We start from the raw sequence: 19,026 nt of genomic DNA, 5'->3' as shown, positions 1-19,026 counted from the left end.
CAACCCGCCGCCGCAGCAACACTTCAACCCGCCGCCGCAGCAACACTTCAACCCGCCGCCGCAGCAGCACTTCAACCCGCCGCCGCAGCAGCATTTCAGCCCACCGCCGCAGCAGCATTTCAGCCCACCGCCGCAGCAGCACGCCGCGCCTCCGCCCGGCGGAGGTCACGAAAAACGACCAGGGGAGAAGTAGCCAAACGGCCCTGCCATGACCAACCCGTCGTGGCAGGCGCAGGCCTGTCATCCACGCTTTCGGGTGTCGATGCAGGCGCAAGGCGTGGATGGTACGACTTCGCCACCATGACGGGGGGTTGTCGCCCGCCGTGACGGGACCGGCGCCGATCCCGCATAGCCGCTGATCCTATCCTACCGCCCGCCGGGCCCGAACGGCCAGAGAACCGGCAAGCCCCTCACTCGAACTCCGTCAGTACATACGTCACCACGTCCGTTCCCACGACGCTCGGCTTGTGCCGGTGCTCCGGCCCGGCGGGGATGTGCAGCATGTCGCCCGGCCCGGCTTCGACCGTGTGGCCGTCGAACTGATAGCGGATCCGCCCGGACAGGATGAAGATCGAGTGTCCGGTCTCGCACCATCCTGACTCCGGCCCGCCGGGCGCGCGTTCCTGGTAGCGCAGGGCGATGCCGAACGGCGACATCGCCTCCCGCACCTTCAGCCTGTCCGAGGCTTGCAGCAGGGGATGGTGGGCGGCAGTGAAGAGGTAGGGGCTGTCTGTCATGGGCGCATCGTCGCGCACTTGCCTTGAAGCCGCCAGTCGGTATTTTGCCGCCGCAAGACAAACACCTCCTGAGAAACGTCGAAGGAACCCAATGCCCGCATTGAACCGCCGCGCCCTGCTGGCCGGCGCCACGCTGCCCCTGTTCGCGATCGGCACGCGCCCCAGCCGAGCAGCGGATTTTTCCCTGAAATTGGCGAACAACTCGCCGGTGACGCATCCGCAGTCGGTCCGCCAGCAGGAAGCGGCGGCGCGGATCAAGAAAGCCACCAACGGCGCCGTCGACATCCAGGTCTTCCCCAACAACCAGCTTGGCTCCGACACCGACATGCTGTCGCAGCTCCGTTCGGGGGCGATCGACCTGTTCACCTTGTCGGGGCTGATCCTGTCGACCCTGGTGCCCGCTGCCTCGATCAATGGCGTGGGCTTCGCCTTCAAGGACTATGACAGCGTCTGGAAGGCCATGGACGGCAAGCTCGGCGCCTATGTCCGCGGCGAGATCGACAAGCGCGGCCTGGTCGCCATGGACAAGATCTGGGACAACGGGTTCCGCCAGATCACGTCCTCCACGCGGGCGATCAAGGGTCCGGACGACCTGAAGGGCTTCAAGATCCGCGTACCTGTCTCGCCGCTCTGGACCTCGATGTTCCAGGCGCTCGGCGCCTCCCCGATCAGCATCAACTTCGCCGAGGTCTACTCCGCCCTGCAGACCAAGATCGCCGAGGGGCAGGAGAACCCGCTGTCGCTGATCCAGATCGCCAAGCTGTACGAAGTGCAGAAATACTGCTCCATGACCAGCCATATGTGGGACGGGTTCTGGATGCTGGCCAACAAGCGCGGCTTCCAGTCAATGCCGCCCGACATCCAGAAGATCGTCGCCACGGAGCTGAACAAGTCGGCGCTGGATGAGCGGGCGGACATCGCCAAGCTGAACGACTCGGTCGCCGACGACCTGAAGTCCAAGGGGCTGCAATTCATCGAGGTCGACAAGCCGGCCTTCCGCGCCGCGCTGAAATCCGCCGGCTTCTATGCCGAGTGGAAGAAGAAATACGGCGACGAAGCCTGGGGCATCCTCGAATCCGAGGTCGGCACCCTGTCTTGAGCCGATCCGGCTTGATCCCACGCGCCGAACGGGCGCTGCGGCTGGCGGCGGAAATCCCTGCCGCCATCTTGGTGGTGGTGGAGGTCGTGGTCCTCTTTGCCGGCGTCTGCGCCCGCTACGTCTTCCATGCGCCGCTGATCTGGTCGGATGAACTGGCGTCGATCCTGTTCCTGTGGCTGGCCATGCTGGGCAGCGTCATCGCCCTGCAGCGCGGCGAGCACATGCGGCTGACCGCCGTGGTCGCCGGCTTCTCGCCGGCCGGACGCGCCCGCGCCGAGGCATTGGCCTCAGCGGCGGTTGCGGTGTTCCTGCTGATGCTGCTGCCCTCGGCCTGGGACTACGCGTCGGAGCAGTGGTGGATCCAGTCGCCGGCACTGAACCTGCACGACACGTTCCGGGTGGCGGCGATCACTGTCGGATCGGCAATGATGGTGGTCACGGCGCTGCTGCGGCTGGGCCGGCTGGGATGGCGCGACGCGGCCTTGGGCGTGCTGGTCGTCGCGGCCGCCGCGGCGGCACTGCACTTCGGCGCCCCCTGGCTGCGTGGCCTGGGCAACTGGAACCTGGTGCTGTTCTTCGTCCTGCTGCTGGGCGCGGGCGTGCTGCTGTCGGTGCCGATCGGCTTCGCCTTCGGCCTCGCGACCCTCGCCTACCTGGCGACGCTGACCCGCACGCCGCTGACCATCGTCGTCTCCCGCATGGATGAGGGCATGAGCTCCCTGATCCTGCTCGCCGTGCCGCTGTTCGTGTTCCTGGGCCTGCTGATCGAGATGACCGGCATGGCCCGCGCGATGGTCGCCTTCCTCTCGGCGCTGCTGGGCCATGTACGCGGCGGGCTGTCCTATGTGCTGCTGGGGGCGATGTACCTGGTGTCCGGCATTTCGGGGTCGAAGGCCGCCGACATGGCCGCGGTGGCGCCGGTGCTGTTCCCCGAGATGAAGCGGCGCGGCTTCCATGAGGGGGAGTTGGTGTCGCTGTTGTCCGCCTCCGGCGCGATGAGCGAGACCATCCCCCCGTCCCTGGTGCTGATCACCATCGGATCGGTGACGGGCGTGTCGATCGCCGCATTGTTCACCGCCGGCATGATGCCCGCCCTGGTGCTGGCGCTGGCCTTGGCCGTCATTGCCCGCTGGCGCAGCCGGAACGAAAACCTGTCCGGCGTCGGCCGTCCACCCTGGCCGGTGATCGGCAAGGCATTCGTGGTCGCCCTGCCCGCCCTGGTGCTGCCGTTCCTGATCCGAGCAGCGGTGATCGAGGGGGTGGCGACGGCGACCGAGGTCTCCACGATCGGCATCGTCTATGCCGTGCTGGTGGGACTGCTGGTCTACCGCCAGTTCCCGCTGCGCCGACTCTACCCGATGCTGGTCGAGACGGCGGCGCTGTCGGGCGCCATCCTGCTGATCATCGGCACGGCAACGGGCATGGCCTGGGCGCTGACGCAGTCGGGGTTCTCGCGGCAGCTGGCCGCCTCGATGGCGGCGATGCCCGGCGGTTCGGCGGGGTTCATGGCAGTGTCGATCCTGGCATTCGTGGTGCTGGGGTCCGTCCTGGAGGGCATCCCCGCCATCGTCCTGTTCGGCCCCCTGCTGTTCCCCTCCGCTCGGATGGTCGGCATCCACGAGGTCCACTACGCGATGGTGGTGATCCTGGCGATGGGGATCGGGCTGTTCGCGCCGCCCTTCGGCGTCGGGTATTACGCCGCCTGTGCGATCGGGCGGGTGTCTCCGGACGCAGCGATGCGGCGGATCTGGCCGTATCTGCTGGCGGTGCTGGCGGGGCTGATCGTCGTCGCGACGGTGCCCTGGTTCAGCACCGGCTTCCTGTAGCCGGTACCCGCCTTTCCCGTCATGGGCCGGTTCGACCGGGTCATGACGGGCAAGGGCGCGGCCAACGCCGCTTGTAGCTGACGCCGAAGGATCAATGCACCGTCGCGGCGCCGGCCACCGGGATCCCGACCGGGCCCGGACGCCGCCGCGCCAGAAGACGCCGCGCGTCCCCGGGCCGGTCGGCGTTGAGATAGGCCTTGAGCAACGTGAACTCCACGATGTCGTGCTGCGCGCGGCTGCCGCCGATGCGTTCGCTTTCGTCGGCGAAAGGTTCCAGCGCGTCGATCGCGGCGGCGTGATCCTGCCGCTCGAATGCGGCGAAGGCGCGCGCCAGGGCCGGCAGGTAGGGACCGGGGGCGTAACGGCCTTCCCGAGTCAACTCCTCCATCCGCCGCACCCGATCGGCCATGCCGTCGTCGTCGCCCATGACGGCCTGGGCTAGGACCACGTGCAGGTCCTCCAGCCCGTTGCGCGGGGCCAGCAGCGTGGCGCGGGCGAAGTCGTGCAGCGCCTGCCAGGCCGTCCGGTCGCGGGGCGCGCCGGCCAGTTCCGAGCGCCACAGGAAAGCGGCGCCATCGGACATCTTCTGCTGCGGCCCGCCGCTGTGCCGGTCCAGCGCGATCGCCTCCCGGTACAGCCGGAACGCGTCGTCGAAGTTGCCGACCTCCAGTTCCTCCAGCGCGAGGTGCCAGCTCAGGTGGCCATGGAAGAACCCGTCGCGGGGATAGTCCGCCAGCCAGCCGGACAGGAAGGTGCGGGCGGTGTCGGGGTCGCCGTCCTCGTAGCAGAGATGGGCGAAGCCGTGCGCGGCGTGGGCGTTCTCGCGCCGCAGCGCGACGGATTTCTCGATCCTGGGGCGCGCTTCCGCCCGCCGTCCGTCTTCCGACAGGGCCATGGCATGCTGCGCGAGGAACCAAGGGTCATCGCCGTAATGCGGGGCCAGCCGGTCCATCAGCGCGGCGATCTGGCGCTTCTGTCCGAGCCGGCCGGAACTGCCGATCAGGCCGTTAGGGTTCGACGCGGTGCTGAGGACAAGGCGGTCGCGCGGCCAGGCCTCCAGATGCGCCTGCAGGGCGGCGATCGCATCCTGGTTCCGGCCGGACAGCATCAGGTCGAGAAAGGCGACATGCCCGGACTCCCGCGCCGTCAGGCCTTCGGCGGTCGATTTGGCGGCGGCCAGCGCCTCCCGTGCTGCCGGGCCGTTGCCCTGGCGCATCAGCATCTGCGCCTTGGCGGCATGGGCCAGGGCGAAGCGCGGATCGGCCGCGATGGCGCGGTCCAGCGCGGCGAACTCTCCCGGATAGAAGGTCAGCAGCCGGTCGCAGCCCTGCACATAGGCGTCGCGCGCGGCGGCGGAAGTCGTGGACAAAGCCAGGCCGTCAGCATCGGCCAGCATCTCGGAAGCCCTCCCACGGGTCTTTCCGCGAACCTACGTCATCATCGGGCAGGGATGGAAGGACCGGGCTGCCCCTTCTGCTCTTTTGCGCCTCTGCTCCCTCCGCTCTCTTCCGCGTCATGGTCGGGCTTGGCCCGACCCTCCACGACTTGCGGTGCCGGGAGCAGATAAGGCGTGGATGGCGGGCCTCTGCCCGCCATGACGATGGGCGCCGATCCAGCCCACCGCCCACCAGGACGGGGGCTGCACCCGTCAGTCCTTGTAGTCCGGCTCCTTGCGGTCCAGCATCCGCTTCAGCGCCTCGAAATGCCACCAGTGGTTCGGCTTGCCGCCATAGGCGACGTAGCTGTTCTTGAAGCTGCTGATGGTGTGATCGATGACGGTCTGCGGCAGGACCTTCAGCGGACGGCCCGTCCACATCGCGTAGAGCTGCACCTGCGCCACGCGCTCCACGTAATACAGACGGTCATACGCTTCCGACACCGTCTGGCCGACCGTCGCGACGCCGTGGTTGGCCATCATCAGCACGGTCTTGTCGCCGATCACGCCGGCCAGGCGCTCACCCTCGGCCGGGTCGAAGGCGAGACCCGTATAGGTGTCGTCATAGGCGGTGTGCAGCATCGTCCCCAGCTCGGTCTGGCCGATGGGCAGGATGCTCTGGTCCTCCAGCCGCGCCAGGGCCGAGGCAAAGGGCATATGCGTGTGGAACACAGCCGCGGCCTTGGGATTCAGCCGGTGGATCGGCGCATGGATGCAATAGGCGGAACGCTCGACCTCCCCTTCGCCGGAGATCCGGGTGCCGTCATAGGCGATCTCCATGAAGCAGGAGGCCGTCACCTCCGACCAATGGGTGCCGAACGGGATCTGGTAATAGCGGTCGTCCGTCCCCGGCACGCGCAGGGTGAAGTGGTTGAAGATACCTTCGTTGAAGCCATGGATGTTCGCCAGCCGATGCGCGGCGGCGAGGTCGACGCGGGCCTGCCAGCGCGCATCCGACAGGCTGAGTTCGGCGGTTTCGACGGATTCCAGCGGCATCGGTGTCTGCTCCTTTGTCTGGACATCATGTTCCGCCGCCGTTGCCATGAGGTCAACCGGAACCCGGCACGGTCGTTCCGATCCGGGCGTCGCAGGCCGGTTCGGGCCGTACCGGTCGCCCCGTCGCCGCAGGGCCGGTCGATTGGGGAAACGGACGCCGACGACCGCCTGCCGGCGCTCCCACCAGAGCCCCCACCGGCACCTCGCCGGCCGCCCCATCGGACACCCTTTTCGGGCATGCCGTTCGGCAGCGGAACCGGACCGTCATGCCCAGGAATCCTACGAATTCTTCACGTGATCGGCCCCGCTCCCATCGCAGCCGAGGCCCCCGTCTGGCGCATGCAGATTGAGCTTGCGAGGCGCCGATAAGAAGCTAGCTTACGATCAGCTATTCATACGATCGGATTCGTCCATTCCCATGTCCCAAGCCGTCTCCCGATTTCGCGACGATGTCGCCGACCGTCCGCGCGCCGGCGCCCGGTCGCGCCGCAAGTTGGTTCGCTGGACGCTGATGGCCGGCGGCGTCATCGCCGTGGTCGTCGGCGGCGGCGCCTGGTGGCTGGCCGGCGGACGCTGGGTCGATACCGACGACGCTTATGTCCAGGCCGACAGCATGACCGTCTCCACCGACGTGTCCGGCATCGTCGCCTCGATCCCCGTGCACGAGGGCGAGGCGGTGGCGAAGGGCCAGGTGTTGTTCACGCTGGACCCGCAGAAGTTCCGCATCGCGCTGGACAACGCCCAGGCCGACCTCGCGCAGACGCGGCTGAACATCGAGTCGGAGAAGGCCGACTACCAGGCGGCGCTACGCAACGCCGACTCCCGCCGCCAGCAGGTCAATGCCGACCAGGCGACCTATGACCGCTACGCCGCCCTGGTGAAGTCCCACGCCGTCACCCAGCAGGAAACCGACGATGCCCGCTATAAGCTGGCCGCCGACCAGCAGGCGCTGAGCGCGGCCGAGGCACAGGCGCGGGCGCAGCTCGCCAAGCTGGACGGCAACCCGGACGCCAGGGTCGAAGACATGCCGTCCTATAAGCAGGCCCAGGCGCGGCTGGACGAGGCGAAGCGCGAGATGGACCACTCCGTCGTCCGCGCCCCCTATGACGGCATCGTCACCCAGGTGAACAAGCTCCAGCTCGGCATGTACCTCGGCGCCAGCACTGCGGCCTTCGGTCTCGTCTCCACAGATCATGTCTGGGTCGAGGCGCAGCCGAAGGAGACGCAACTGACCCATGCCAAGGCCGGCGACCCGGTCGATGTCACGTTCGACATCTATCCGGACCGCACCTTCAAGGGCACGGTGCAGAGCATCGCACCGGCGACCGACCAGAACTTCTCGCTGCTGCCGGCCGAGAATTCCTCGGGCAACTGGGTGAAGGTCGTGCAGCGCATCCCGGTGCGCGTGCGGTTGGACCTGAAGCCCGGCGATCCCCCGATGCGCGCGGGCATGAGCGCCGATATCGACATCGACACCGGCCATGCCCGGAGCCTCTCGGACCTGTTCTGAGGGGCCTGTTCTGACGGACCCGTTCTGATGGACCACGAAACCGTTCCGCATCGCGGCCTGATCACGGTGTGCGCGATGATGGCGACGCTGATGCAGTCGCTGGACTCGACCATCGCCAACGTCGCGCTGCCCTATATGCAAGGCAGCCTGGCCGCGAGTTCCGACCAGATCACCTGGGTGCTGACCTCCTACATCACCGCCGCCGCGATCATGACCGCGCCGGTCGGGTGGCTGGCCAACCGCTTCGGCCTGAAGCGGCTGTACCTGATCTCCATGCTGGGCTTCACCGCCGCCTCCATGCTGTGCGGCGTTGCCGGGTCTTTGGGGGAGATGGTGCTGTTCCGCCTGCTGCAGGGCGTGTTCGGCGCCGCCCTGGTGCCGCTGTCGCAATCGACGATGCTGAACATCTACCCGGTCGAGAAGCGCGGATCGGCGATGGCGATCTGGGGCATGGGGGTGATGGTCGGCCCGATCCTGGGTCCGACGCTGGGCGGCTACCTGACCGAGATCTACAACTGGCGCTGGGTCTTCTTCGTCAACCTGCCGTTCGGCCTGCTGGCCTCGGCGGGCATGGCGGCGTTCCTGCCGAAGACCGAACCGACGCAAGGGCTGCGCTTCGACTGGACCGGCTTCACCGTGTTCGCGGTCGGCATCGGCGCGCTGCAGCTGATGCTGGACCGGGGCCAGACCAAGGACTGGTTCGGTTCGTACGAGATCATCGTCGAGGCAACGCTGGCCGGCCTCGGGTTCTACCTGTTCTTCGTGCACATGCTGACATCCGAGGCCAAGCCGTTCATCACGCCCGGCATCTTCAAGGACCGCAACCTCAATGCCGGGCTTCTGGTGATGTTCGCCGTCGGCATGGTGCTGCTGGCGGTGTCGGCCCTGCTGGCCCCCTGGCTGCAGGACCTGGGCAATTACCCGGTGGAGACGGCGGGGCTGATCATGGCGCCGCGCGGGTTCGGCACGATGGCGGCGATGCTGATCGCCGGGCGGCTGTCGAACCGGATGGACCCGCGGCTGCTGATCGGCTTCGGCGTCGTGATCCTGTCCTGGAGCCTGTACCGCATGACGGAATGGACCCCGGCGGTGTCCCAGACGACGATGGTCTTCAACACCATCCTGCAGGGCGCCGGCCTGGGCTTCGTCTTCATTCCCCTGCAGGTGATCGCCTTCGCGACGCTGGAGCCGGCCTTGCGGACCGAAGGCACCGCGCTGCTGAGCCTGACGCGCAACGTCGGCAGCGCGATCGGCATCTCGGTCACCGAGGCGCTGGTGGTCCGCAACACCCAGGTCGAGCACAGCGTGCTGTCCGGATACGTTACGCCTCTGAACCGAGCGTTCGATGGCGCGGCGGCGGTGCTGTCGCCGATGACGGAGCGGGGGGCGCAGTTGATGAACGGCATGGTCACCCGGCAGGCGGAGATCATCGCCTACAACAACGACTGGAAGGTGATGATGCTGATGTCGTTGCCGATGTTACTTCTCCTGTTCCTGATGCGCCGGCCGGCGGCGACGGCCCGCGGCGGGGATACGGAGCATGCGGCGGTGATGGACTGATGCCGGTACAAGTCCGCTAGTCCCGGCGCGGGCGCCGCAGCGTGAAGGTTTCAAATTCGGCCAACTGGCCGCCCGGCCCCACCACGTCGTAGTAGACGACCTTCATCGTGGTGAACCCGCCGGGCTTCGATCCGGGATCGACCATGAATGCCGCGAAACCGTAGGCGTGCGCAGCGTTCCGGACCGCCGACCAGGGCGCGTCCTCCTTGACGTAGACGGGTGACCGCTTCCCTGTCGCCGGGTCGGGCGCCGCCCCGACCGACACGATCACCCGGCACGCCGGCGGGTTGAAGAACAACTCGTTCGACGGCACCGAGGTCCCGCCGCCGCCGATCACCATATGCACCGTTCCCTTGGTCGTATCGATGACATCAATGGCGGTCGCCGCCGGCTTCGGCGTCAGGGTGCGGTTCGTCTCATGACCCCGGATGGGATGGGAACGCTCGTAATGATGCTCGTGTCCGCAGACCACGAGGTCGACGTTGTATTTGTCGAACAGCGGCACCCACTCCTCCCGGATGCCCGGGTCCGCGCCGTTGAACTTGTCGGCCGTCGAGATCGCGACCTGGTGCATGCACACGACGATCCAGTCGATGTCGCGGTTCGCCCGCGTGGCCGCGAGTTCCTTCTCCAGCCACGCTTTCTGCGCGCCCGCGGAATATCCGCGGACATAGGAGTTGCCGCCGTCCTGGTAGGCGACGTCGTCATTGGCGATGCTGATCACGCGCACCGAACCGGCGGTGAAGGCATACCAGAGGCCGCGCGTCACATCGGTCTGGCCCGCCGCTTCCGGGACCGAGAAGTAGGTCTGGTAGGCCTGGTATCCGATCGGGCCGTTGCCCAGTTCGTTCTCATGATTGCCGGGCGACGGCATCCAGGGGCGATTGCGTGCGCTGCGCGTGTTGTTTGCCCAGAAATCCCACCAGGTCCGCACCCGGTCAGCGGCGAGATTGGCATAGCACAGGTCGCCGTTGAACAGGTGGAACAACGGCCGCAACTGCTCGACGCCGAGCGTGGTATCGCCCGCGGCGGGTGAGCCGAGATTGTCGTTGACGAAGACGGGGGCGGGCAGCGTCACGCCCGGCGGCGGCACGAATTTCTTGCCGACGGTCGGCGTCCCCTGATCGCCGAAGCTGGTGAAAGTGAAGGCCGCGCGGCCGCGCGGCGATGTCCTGAACGTGCCGAACTCCGGGGCGGCGCCGTCGTGAACGGCCAGATACATGTATTCGGTGTTGGCGCGCAGGCGGCCGATCTTCGCATGCCAGGCATAGACGACCTGCTTCGATTTCGCGTCCGTATAGCTGGAGGGCCCGGCATGGACCATCTGCTCGAACCTGCCGTCGGGATGGCCCAGCACGACCCGCGGATTGTGTACCGGCGCCAGCGTGTGCCAGGACACCGTGACCTCGGACGATGCGTCCGCCCCGAATTGCAGGTGCAGACCCGCGACCGTGGGCGCGCCGGCCGGCGCGGGCACCGGACGTTCGGCGGCCTCGGCGCCGCCAAAGGACGCCGCCGCCAGGACCTGCGATCCTATGCCCGCGGCCAAGAGCAGCCGCCGCCGGCTGAGTTCGAGATCGGCGTCCCGCTGGTCACTGGCCGTCCGGTCGTTGGTCATGAAATGGTCCCGCGCTGTCGGAAGCTTGCTGGTGCAACACGACCAGGTTCAGGACAATCTCAGTTCGATGACAGTTGGGGTCGATCCGGTTTCAGACCGGGTCCCAGCCGAACACCTCCTCCGACGTGTCCAGCGGCATGAAGCCGGCCTTCAGCGCCGGGGCGGCGATCGCGGCGATGCTTTCCGGCGTCCAGCCCTCGGCGTTCTGGATCATCCGGATCGGCCGCGGCGCGCTGAACAGGTAGATCTCGTTCATCCGCGTCCCGAACACCTGCCCGGAAACCCCCGCCGCCGCGTCCGAAGACAGGAACACCGCCATCGGCGCGTTCTTGTCCGGCGTCATCTTCTGCAGCTTCTCCACCGCCGCTTTCTGCTCCGGCGTCGTGGTCGGGATCGAGGACGTCATCCGGCTCCACGCGAACGGCGTGATGCAGTTGGACCGCACGTTGTAGCGCGCCATGTCCAGCGCGATCGATTTCGACAGCGCGGTGATCCCCAGCTTCGCCGCTGCGTAATTCGCCTGCCCGACATTGCCGATCACGCCGGAGGTGGACGACATATGCACATACGTCCCGCTCTCCTGCTTCCTGTAATGCTCCGCCGCCGCTCGGCTGACGAAGAAACTGCCGTTGAGGTGGACCGAGATGACCGACAGCCAGTCGTCTTCGGTCATCTTGTGGAAGATGCCGTCGCGCAGGATGCCGGCGTTGTTCACCACCGCGTCGATACGCCCGTAGTGATCCAAGGCCGCCTGGATGATCTTGCGGGCAGACCCCCAGGCCGCGACTGATTCGGTACAGATCTCGGCCGCGCCGCCGCGCTGCTCGATCAGCGCCTTGGTCTGTTCGGCCGGCGTGGTCGACCCGCCCTCGCCGGTCAGGGTCGCGCCGATATCGGCGACGATCACCCTGGCGCCGGCGGCGGCCATCATCAGCGCGATCTCCCGCCCGATGCCGCCGCCCGCGCCGGTCACGACCGCGACCTTGCCGTCCATCATCCCCGCCATGCGCGCATCCTTCCGCTCTGTCTCGGCGGGTGTGCGTCGCGGCCCCAAACGCGTCAAGGTCGAGGGATCAAGATCGATCCGTCAGGGCTGCTTGGCGAGGCGGTCGAAGGCGGCCAGGCGCGTGATGAGCGCCTCCATCTCCCGCAGCGGGATCATGTTCGGGCCGTCCGAAGGGGCGCGGTCGGGATCGGGATGGGTCTCGATGAACACCGCGGCGGCGCCGACGGCCAGCGCGGCGCGCGCCAGCACCGGCGCGAACTCCCGCTGCCCGCCCGAGGACGTGCCCTGCCCGCCCGGCTGCTGCACCGAATGGGTCGCGTCGAACACCACCGGATAGCCGGTGCGGGCCATGATCGGCAGCGCGCGCATGTCGCTGACCAGGGTGTTGTAGCCGAAGCTGGCCCCGCGCTCGCACAGCAGGATGTCGTGGTTGCCCGTCCCGGCGATCTTGGCGGCGACGTTCACCATGTCCCACGGTGCGAGGAACTGGCCCTTCTTCACATTGATCGCCTTCCCCGTCTCGCCGGCCGCGATCAGCAGGTCGGTCTGGCGGCACAGGAAGGCGGGGATCTGCAGCACGTCCACCGCCTGCCCGGCCAGGGCGCATTGTTCGGCGGTGTGGACGTCGGTCAGCACCGGCATGCCGGTGACGGAACGGACCTCGGCCAGGATCGACAGCCCTGCCTCGATACCGACGCCTCGGGCGGCGGAGGCGCTGGTGCGGTTGGCCTTGTCGAAGCTGGATTTGTAGATGACGGGCACGCCGGTGCGGGTCGAGATGGCCTTCAGCGCCGCCGCGACCTCCAGCGCATGGCCGCGCGACTCGATCTGGCAGGGGCCGGCGATCAGCACGAAGGGACGGTCGTTGGCGATCTCGATTCCCGAGACCCTGACGATTCGCGGGGTGTTGGCGGTCATCGTGGCACCTTATGGCATTGCTGCAACGCGGTGTGCTTGTCGGAAGGTTGGCCGAGGGTCAAGCGCGGCGGTACGGCGGGTTTTGGGGGTTTGAGGCCGTTTTCCGCGGGCGCACTGTCTGGTTGGAAGAATTTGCAACAAATTTTATGCCGGAAAACCGCTCTGCGTTAACACAAAACGTGACCGGATGTGTCAACATAGGTGCAAAATTGCCACAGCCAGTGTGTTTTCAATAAGACAGTCCAGTCAACTCAGGGTGAATATGTTTTTAGTCCTAAATTTTGACCTCCTATGCACCATTAATTCGATGAAATTCGTTGATGTGTGGAAAATTGCACCCCGGAGGGTTGTCAGCATTGCAACCCTGCTGTTACCGCAAACACGGTTTGAAGACCAAAAGGGGCGGGGATCAATGCGGTTATTCGGAACAGGATCAAAAGCTTGCCTCCTGGGTTCGGCTCTCCTGTTCTCGTTTCCGGCGTTTTCCCACGCCAAGGACCTGCATAAAGCGCATACCGTGCAAAAAGCAGGCCAACATCAGGTCCATAAAATCGCCCCAACCGTCCACGCCAGCAGCTACCGCGGTCCGTCGTCGCACGGCGCCCGTCATCCGATCTATCGCGAGGCGATGGCCAAGGGACGCCTGCTCCACCGCTCAGGCGGACATAGCTGGGGTATCTCCTGCGTGCCGTACGCGCGCCAGGTCTCCGGCATCACCGTCGCCGGCAACGCCTGGCAATGGTGGGAGAATGCGGCCGGTGAATACGCCCGCGGCGACCGCCCCGAAGCCGGCAGCGTCCTTAATTTCCGCGCCAACAAGCGCATGCCGCTCGGTCATGTCGCCGTCGTCACCAAGGTCGTCAACGCGCGGGAAGTCATGGTCGACCAGGCCAACTGGCCGGTCGCCGGCATGCGCAACGGCGTGTCCCACGATGTCGCCGTGGTCGACGTATCGGAAGCGAACAACTGGTCGGCGGTCCGGGTCGAGCTTGGCCGTGGCGGCGACTTCGGCTCCGTCTATCCGACCTATGGCTTCATCTACAACCGGCCGGATCGGAGCGGCGGCATCGTCACGGCCAGCGTGACCCGCCCGGCGCCGCAGGCCCGCATCAACCCCGTCCCGTCCGACCTGCGCCCGGCGGCGGAACGCCCCTGGCACACCTATGAGGAAGTGGCCGAGTCGCCTGCGGCCAAGCCGCAGCGGGTCGACCTGCGGACCAGCGCGACCGCGGCGCGCGTCCAGCGGTAATCAGGCCTGAAACCACATCGGAAGCGGGCATCAGCGTCCGCCCGTTCTCAAGCCTTCACCAGCGGACAGGCACCTTCCGACAATGGACGGAACGCTTCGTCGGCGGGCGTCGTGCCGATCAGCTTGTACAGATCCCATTCGTGCCGGCTTTCGGACGGCTTCTTCACCTCGAACAGATAGGCCGGGGTCAGCTTGCGCCCGTCCGCGCGGATCGTGCCGGGGCCGAAGCAGTCGTCGTCCGTCGGCATCGCCTTCATCCGCGCCGTGGTCGCCGCACCGCTGCGCTTCGCTTCGGCCGCGCCCATGTCCTGCACCGCCTTCAGGTAATGCAGCGTGCAGGAGTAGTTCCCCGCCTGCGCCATGTTCGGCCACAGCGTCACCTTCGGCTGGATCCGCTTCTGGAAGGCCCGGGTCCGCTCGTTCAGGTCCCAGTAATAGGTTTCCGACAGGCGCGTGCCCTGCGCCATCTCGATCCCGATGGCGTGCATGTCGGTGGTATAGGCGACCATCGCGGCGACGTTCATCGTCTTGGACAAGCCGAACTCATGCGCTTGCTTGATCACGTTGATCAGGTCCGCGCCGGCCCCGCAGATGCCCAGGATCTTGGCGCCTGACGCCTGCGCCTGGACGAGATAGGACGAGAAGTCCGTCGTCTCCGGAAACGGGTAGACCTGCGCCCCCAACACCTTGCCGCCGCCGCCCAGCACGAATTTCGTGGTGTCCCGCTGCGTCGCTTCCCCGAACGCATAGTTCGGCGTGATGAAATACCAGGAATCCCCGCCCGCCTTGACCATGGCGCCGCCGGTGGACCGAGCCTCCATGTAGGTGTCGAAGGACCAGTGCATCGAGTTCGGCGTACAGGCCTTGCCCGTCACGTCCGAGGAGGCCGTGCTGGTGGCGATCATGATCTTGTCCTTCGCCTTCACCAGCGAGGCCAGCGCCAGCGCGCACGAGGTCGCGGCAATGTCCATGATGATGTCGACACCGCGCTGGTCGAACCATTCGCGCGCCAGCGACACCGCGACATCGGGCTTGTTCTGGTGGTCGGCGTCGATCACCTCGACGTCGAAGCCGTGCGCGGCGAACTCCTGCACCGCCTGCTTGGTGCAGATCACGCTGGTCGGTCCGTTCACGTCCCGATACGGTCCCGACTGGTCGTTCATCACCCCGATCCGGATCACCGGCTTGGTCTGCGCGCGTGCGCGACGCAGCAGAGGCACGCTGGCGGCGGCGCCAAGCACGGCGCGTCGTTGCAAGGTCATCTTGACGTTTCTCCCAGTCCCGAAACTTTGTCAGTCCCGAAGCTTGTTGGCCCCGAAGCCTCTCGGGGCTCGTTGTCCCTCACCCGCGCGCAGCAAACCGCGAACGAGGCGATCCGGTCAACCAAATGCTTGTGTCGCCGCGCCCGCTGTGCGTTCTGCCGCTGCATGACCGATCCAGTCTTCGTCATCGGCGCCTCCGGCCGGTCCGGCACGGCCCTGTCCCGCTCGCTGCTGGGCGACGGGATCGAGGTCGTGCCCGTCGTGCGCAACGCCGCCCGCTGGCACGCCACCGACCTGCGGGGCACCCCGCGCCTCGCCGACCTGCGCCAGCCCGATGCCCTGCGCGCCGCGCTGGCCGGCGCCCGGCGGATCGTGTCCTGCGCGCACGCCCGCCACGCCGCGGCGATCCTGGCCGCCGCGCCCGAAGACGCGACGCTGGTCCTGCTGGGCAGCACGCGCAAGTTCACCCGCTGGCCGGACGCGCACGGCAATGGCGTGCTGGCCGGCGAGGCGGCGCTTCTGGGCTCCGGCCGGCGCGGCGTGATGCTGCACCCGACGATGATCTATGGCGCGCAGGGGGAAGACAACGTGCAGCGCCTCGCCGGCCTGATGCGCCGCCTGCCCTTCCTGCCCCTGCCCGGCGGCGGCCGCTTCCTGGTGCAGCCGATCCACCAGTCGGACGTCACCCGATCGATCCGAGCGGCGCTGGAGCGGGAGTGGCCGGTGGCGGAGAGCGTGGTGATCGCAGGGCCGCGGCCGCTGCCCTATGTCGACTTCGCCCGCGCCATCGCCGAGGCCTGCGGACTGCCGCCGCCGCGCATCCTGCCCTTCCCCGCCCCGCCGCTGATCCTGCTGGCCAGGTTGACCCAGCACGTCACGACCCGTCCGCCGGTGCGGCCCGACGAGATCCGGCGGCTGCTGGAGGACAAGGCCTTCCCGATCGATGCGATGCGCGAAAAACTCGCGGTGGAGCCAATTTCGCTTGCGGAAGGGCTTGCGCTGACGTTCGCCGTGTCCCAGGACGACTGAGCGCCACCGGAGTTCGCCATGCCCATCATCAACCGTATCGCCGCCTTCCACGAGGACATGACCGCCTGGCGGCGTGACCTCCACGCCCATCCCGAACTCTCGATGCAGGAAGCTCGGACCTCGGCGATGGTGCGCGAGAAGCTGGCCGCGTTCGGCGTTGACGAGATCATCAACGGCATGGCGACCCATGGCGTGGTGGGCGTGATCCGGTCGGGATCGTCCGACCGGGCGATCGGGCTGCGGGCGGACATGGACGCGCTGCCGATCCAGGAGGAGACGGGCCTTCCCCATGCCAGCCGGACCCCGGGCGTCATGCATGCCTGCGGTCATGACGGCCATACCGCAATGCTGCTGGGCGCGGCGAAATACCTGGCCGAGACGCGGAACTTCGACGGCACCGTCTACCTGATCTTCCAGCCCGCCGAGGAGTTCGAGGGCGGTGCCGACCGGATGGTGCAGGATGGCCTGTTCGCCCGCTGCCCGATGGACCACGTCTATGGCCTGCACAACTGGCCCGAGACGAAGGCCGGGACGTTCCTGTGGCGCACCGGGCCGGTGATGGCGGCGGTGGCGTTCTTCGACATCACCGTCACCGGGCGCGGCAGCCATGGCGCGTCGCCGCACCAGGGCGTCGATCCGATCGTCGTGTCCTCGCACATCGTCGGCGCGCTGCAGACGATCGTATCCCGCAACATCGAGCCGATCGAGGGCGGGGTCGTTTCCGTGGGCAGCATCACCGGCGGCGACGCCTATAACATCCTGCCGGAGCGGGTGGTGATGAAGGGCACCGCCCGCTGGTACCGGCCGGAGGTCGGCGACCAGATCGAGGCGGGCATGAAACGCCTGGTCAACGGCATCGCCGAGAGCTTCGGCGCCAGGGCGGAGCTGAACTTCTTCCGCCACGCACCGGCCACGGTCAACGATGCCGACGCCACGGTGCTGGCGAGGGAGGCCGCGACCGCGGTGGCCGGGACGGACCGCGTGCAGCAGATGCGCGCGCCCACCATGGGCGGCGAGGATTTCGCCTATATGCTGGAGGCCAAGGATGGCGCCTACCTGATGCTGGGCAGCGGCCGCGGCGAGGACGATCCGCTGCTGCACCACCCGCGCTACGACTTCAACGATGAGGTCCTGCCGTTGGGCGCGTCCTGGTGGGCGACGCTGGTGGAGCAGCAGTTGGCGAAAGCGTAACGCGCAGCCGATCAACCGCCCCTCAGGCCCCCGTCGGCATGTCCATCGACGTCGGGTCTTCGCCGATGCGCCCCTGCAGCAGCAGCGCCACCAGCCCGGTCCACCCGGTCTGGTGCGAGGCGCCCAGCCCCTTGCCTGTGTCGCCGTCGAAGAACTCGTAAAACAGCACGTGGTCGCGGAAATACGGGTCGGTCTGCAGCAGCGTGTTGTCGCCGAAGACCGGCCGCCGCCCGTCGGGACCACGCAGGAACAGCTTCGTCAGGCGCACCGACAGCGCATCGGCGATTTGCCGCAGTGTCAGTTTCTCGCCTGATCCGGTCGGATACTCCACCAGGAAATCATCGCCGTAGTATCGGTGGAAATTATACAGCGCCTCGATGAACATGAAATTGACCGGCATCCAGATCGGGCCGCGCCAGTTGGAGTTGCCGCCGAACGCGCGCGTGTTGCTGTCGCCCGGTACGTAGCCGACGCTGAAGGTCTGCCCATCCAGCGTCAGCACGAACGGCTGGTCCCGATGCGCCTGCGAAACGCTGCGTATGCCGTAGGGGGACAAGAACTCCGCCTCGTTCAGCATCCGCCGCAGCAGCGCCTTCATCCGGTGACCGCGCAGCAGTGACAGCAGGCGGCGCGATCCGATGCCCTCGACCTCCCAGTGCGAGACCAGGGCGGCAAGGTCCGGGCGGTGATCCAGCACCCATTGCAGCCGACGGGCGAATTCCGTGCTGTGCGCCAGCATGTGCGGTTCGATCAACTCGACGGCGAACAGCGGAAACAGCCCGACCAGCGAAAACAGCCGCAGGGGGATCGCCGTCCCGTCCGGGCGCTGCAGCACGTTGTGGTAGAATTGGTCGGCCTCGTCCCACAGGCCGTGGCGGCCGTTCTGCTGCGTCATCGCTTCGGCGATGGCCAGGAAATGCTCGAAGAACTTGGTGGCGGTGGCTTCGTAGACCGGGTTGTGGTCGGCCAGTTCCAAGGCGATGCGCATCATGTTCAGCGCATACATCGCCATCCAGGACGTCCCGTCGGACTGGTCGATCCGCCCGGCGACCGGCAGCTTCTGGCTGCGGTCGAACACGCCGATATTGTCGAGGCCCAGGAAACCGCCCTGGAAGACGTTGCGTCCCTCGACGTCCTGGCGGTTCACCCAGCCGGTGAAGTTCATCATCAGCTTGTGGAAGACCTGTTCCAGGAACGGGATGTCCGGCTTGCCGGTCAGGCGCGCGTCCATCCGGAACACACGCCAGGCCGCCCAGGCATGCACCGGCGGATTGACGTCGCCGAACGCCCATTCATAGGCCGGCAGCGCGCCGTTCGGATGCATGTACCACTCATGCGTCAGCATCAGCAGTTGTTCCTTGGCGAAGGCCGGATCGATCAGCGCGAAGACCACGGCCTGGAACGCGAGGTCCCACGACGCGTACCAGGGATATTCCCAGGTATCCGGCATGGTGATGATCTCGCGGTTGTTCAGGTGGGTCCAATCGGTGTTGCGGATCAGCTTGCGCGCTTCGGGCGGCGTCGGCTGCAGCGGATCGCCCTCCAGCCAGCGCCGGATGTCGAAGCGGTAGAATTGTTTCGACCACAGCA

15 protein-coding genes are annotated in these 19,026 nt (G+C 67.1%); 7 read left to right on the top strand and 8 right to left on the bottom strand.

Annotation, left to right across the window (positions count from 1 at the left end; all coding sequences use genetic code 11):
- Window positions 1-410: 410 nt before the first annotated feature.
- Window positions 411-737: a cupin domain-containing protein gene (locus VHB27_RS16160; RefSeq protein WP_325602287.1), complete on the bottom strand. Its 327-nt coding sequence runs from the start codon at window positions 735-737 to the stop codon at window positions 411-413.
- A 91-nt stretch (window positions 738-828) separates the two neighbouring features.
- Between VHB27_RS16160 and VHB27_RS16155 the strand changes: the two genes are divergently transcribed.
- Entirely contained in the window at window positions 829-1,836 is a 1,008-nt protein-coding gene (locus VHB27_RS16155; protein ID WP_325602285.1) for a TRAP transporter substrate-binding protein, read from the top strand.
- A gap of 11 nt (window positions 1,837-1,847) precedes the next feature.
- A complete protein-coding gene (locus VHB27_RS16150; protein ID WP_325602283.1) occupies window positions 1,848-3,662 on the top strand; it encodes a TRAP transporter large permease subunit in 1,815 nt (604 codons plus the stop codon).
- A 91-nt stretch (window positions 3,663-3,753) separates the two neighbouring features.
- On the opposite strand, the gene VHB27_RS16145 is transcribed toward VHB27_RS16150, so the two are convergent.
- Window positions 3,754-5,058, bottom strand: coding sequence for a tetratricopeptide repeat protein (locus tag VHB27_RS16145; RefSeq protein ID WP_325602281.1), 1,305 nt, complete (start codon window positions 5,056-5,058; stop codon window positions 3,754-3,756).
- Between the two features lie 252 nt (window positions 5,059-5,310).
- The gene (locus VHB27_RS16140; protein ID WP_325602279.1) at window positions 5,311-6,093 is read right to left on the bottom strand and encodes a class II aldolase/adducin family protein; all 783 of its coding nucleotides are present in this window, start codon (window positions 6,091-6,093) and stop codon (window positions 5,311-5,313) included.
- Between the two features lie 418 nt (window positions 6,094-6,511).
- Between VHB27_RS16140 and VHB27_RS16135 the strand changes: the two genes are divergently transcribed.
- Both VHB27_RS16135 and VHB27_RS16130 read left to right on the top strand, forming a co-directional pair.
- Window positions 6,512-7,603: an HlyD family secretion protein gene (locus VHB27_RS16135; protein ID WP_325602277.1), complete on the top strand. Its 1,092-nt coding sequence runs from the start codon at window positions 6,512-6,514 to the stop codon at window positions 7,601-7,603.
- A gap of 27 nt (window positions 7,604-7,630) precedes the next feature.
- On the top strand, window positions 7,631-9,163 hold the full coding sequence (locus VHB27_RS16130; RefSeq protein ID WP_325602275.1) for a DHA2 family efflux MFS transporter permease subunit: 1,533 nt from the start codon (window positions 7,631-7,633) through the stop codon (window positions 9,161-9,163).
- Between the two features lie 16 nt (window positions 9,164-9,179).
- Here VHB27_RS16130 and VHB27_RS16125 read toward each other — a convergent pair whose 3' ends face one another.
- From VHB27_RS16125 to kdsA, 3 genes are all read right to left on the bottom strand, one after another.
- Window positions 9,180-10,781: a metallophosphoesterase family protein gene (locus VHB27_RS16125; RefSeq protein ID WP_325602274.1), complete on the bottom strand. Its 1,602-nt coding sequence runs from the start codon at window positions 10,779-10,781 to the stop codon at window positions 9,180-9,182.
- 91 nt (window positions 10,782-10,872) lie between these two features.
- Window positions 10,873-11,787: an SDR family NAD(P)-dependent oxidoreductase gene (locus VHB27_RS16120; RefSeq protein ID WP_325602272.1), complete on the bottom strand. Its 915-nt coding sequence runs from the start codon at window positions 11,785-11,787 to the stop codon at window positions 10,873-10,875.
- An 81-nt stretch (window positions 11,788-11,868) separates the two neighbouring features.
- Entirely contained in the window at window positions 11,869-12,705 is an 837-nt protein-coding gene (kdsA, locus tag VHB27_RS16115) for a 3-deoxy-8-phosphooctulonate synthase (protein ID WP_325602271.1), read from the bottom strand.
- A 187-nt stretch (window positions 12,706-12,892) separates the two neighbouring features.
- Between kdsA and VHB27_RS24805 the strand changes: the two genes are divergently transcribed.
- On the top strand, window positions 12,893-13,954 hold the full coding sequence (locus VHB27_RS24805; RefSeq protein WP_408904011.1) for a CHAP domain-containing protein: 1,062 nt from the start codon (window positions 12,893-12,895) through the stop codon (window positions 13,952-13,954).
- A gap of 47 nt (window positions 13,955-14,001) precedes the next feature.
- Here the strand turns inward: VHB27_RS24805 and VHB27_RS16105 are convergent, their stop codons facing one another.
- On the bottom strand, window positions 14,002-15,216 hold the full coding sequence (locus VHB27_RS16105; RefSeq protein ID WP_325602270.1) for an ABC transporter substrate-binding protein: 1,215 nt from the start codon (window positions 15,214-15,216) through the stop codon (window positions 14,002-14,004).
- Between the two features lie 165 nt (window positions 15,217-15,381).
- Here VHB27_RS16105 and VHB27_RS16100 point away from each other — a divergent pair, with 165 nt between their 5' ends.
- A complete protein-coding gene (locus VHB27_RS16100; RefSeq protein WP_325602266.1) occupies window positions 15,382-16,245 on the top strand; it encodes an SDR family oxidoreductase in 864 nt (287 codons plus the stop codon).
- 18 nt (window positions 16,246-16,263) lie between these two features.
- A complete protein-coding gene (locus VHB27_RS16095; protein ID WP_325602265.1) occupies window positions 16,264-17,436 on the top strand; it encodes a M20 aminoacylase family protein in 1,173 nt (390 codons plus the stop codon).
- 22 nt (window positions 17,437-17,458) lie between these two features.
- Here VHB27_RS16095 and VHB27_RS16090 read toward each other — a convergent pair.
- Window positions 17,459-19,026: MGH1-like glycoside hydrolase domain-containing protein (locus tag VHB27_RS16090; RefSeq protein ID WP_408904010.1), on the bottom strand; the 1,568-nt coding region annotated here is incomplete at its 5' end.

The sequence above is a fragment of the Rhodopila sp. genome, from assembly GCF_035548235.1.
Classification (GTDB): domain Bacteria; phylum Pseudomonadota; class Alphaproteobacteria; order Acetobacterales; family Acetobacteraceae; genus Rhodopila.
This window is presented reverse-complemented; position numbering and strand designations above follow the sequence as displayed.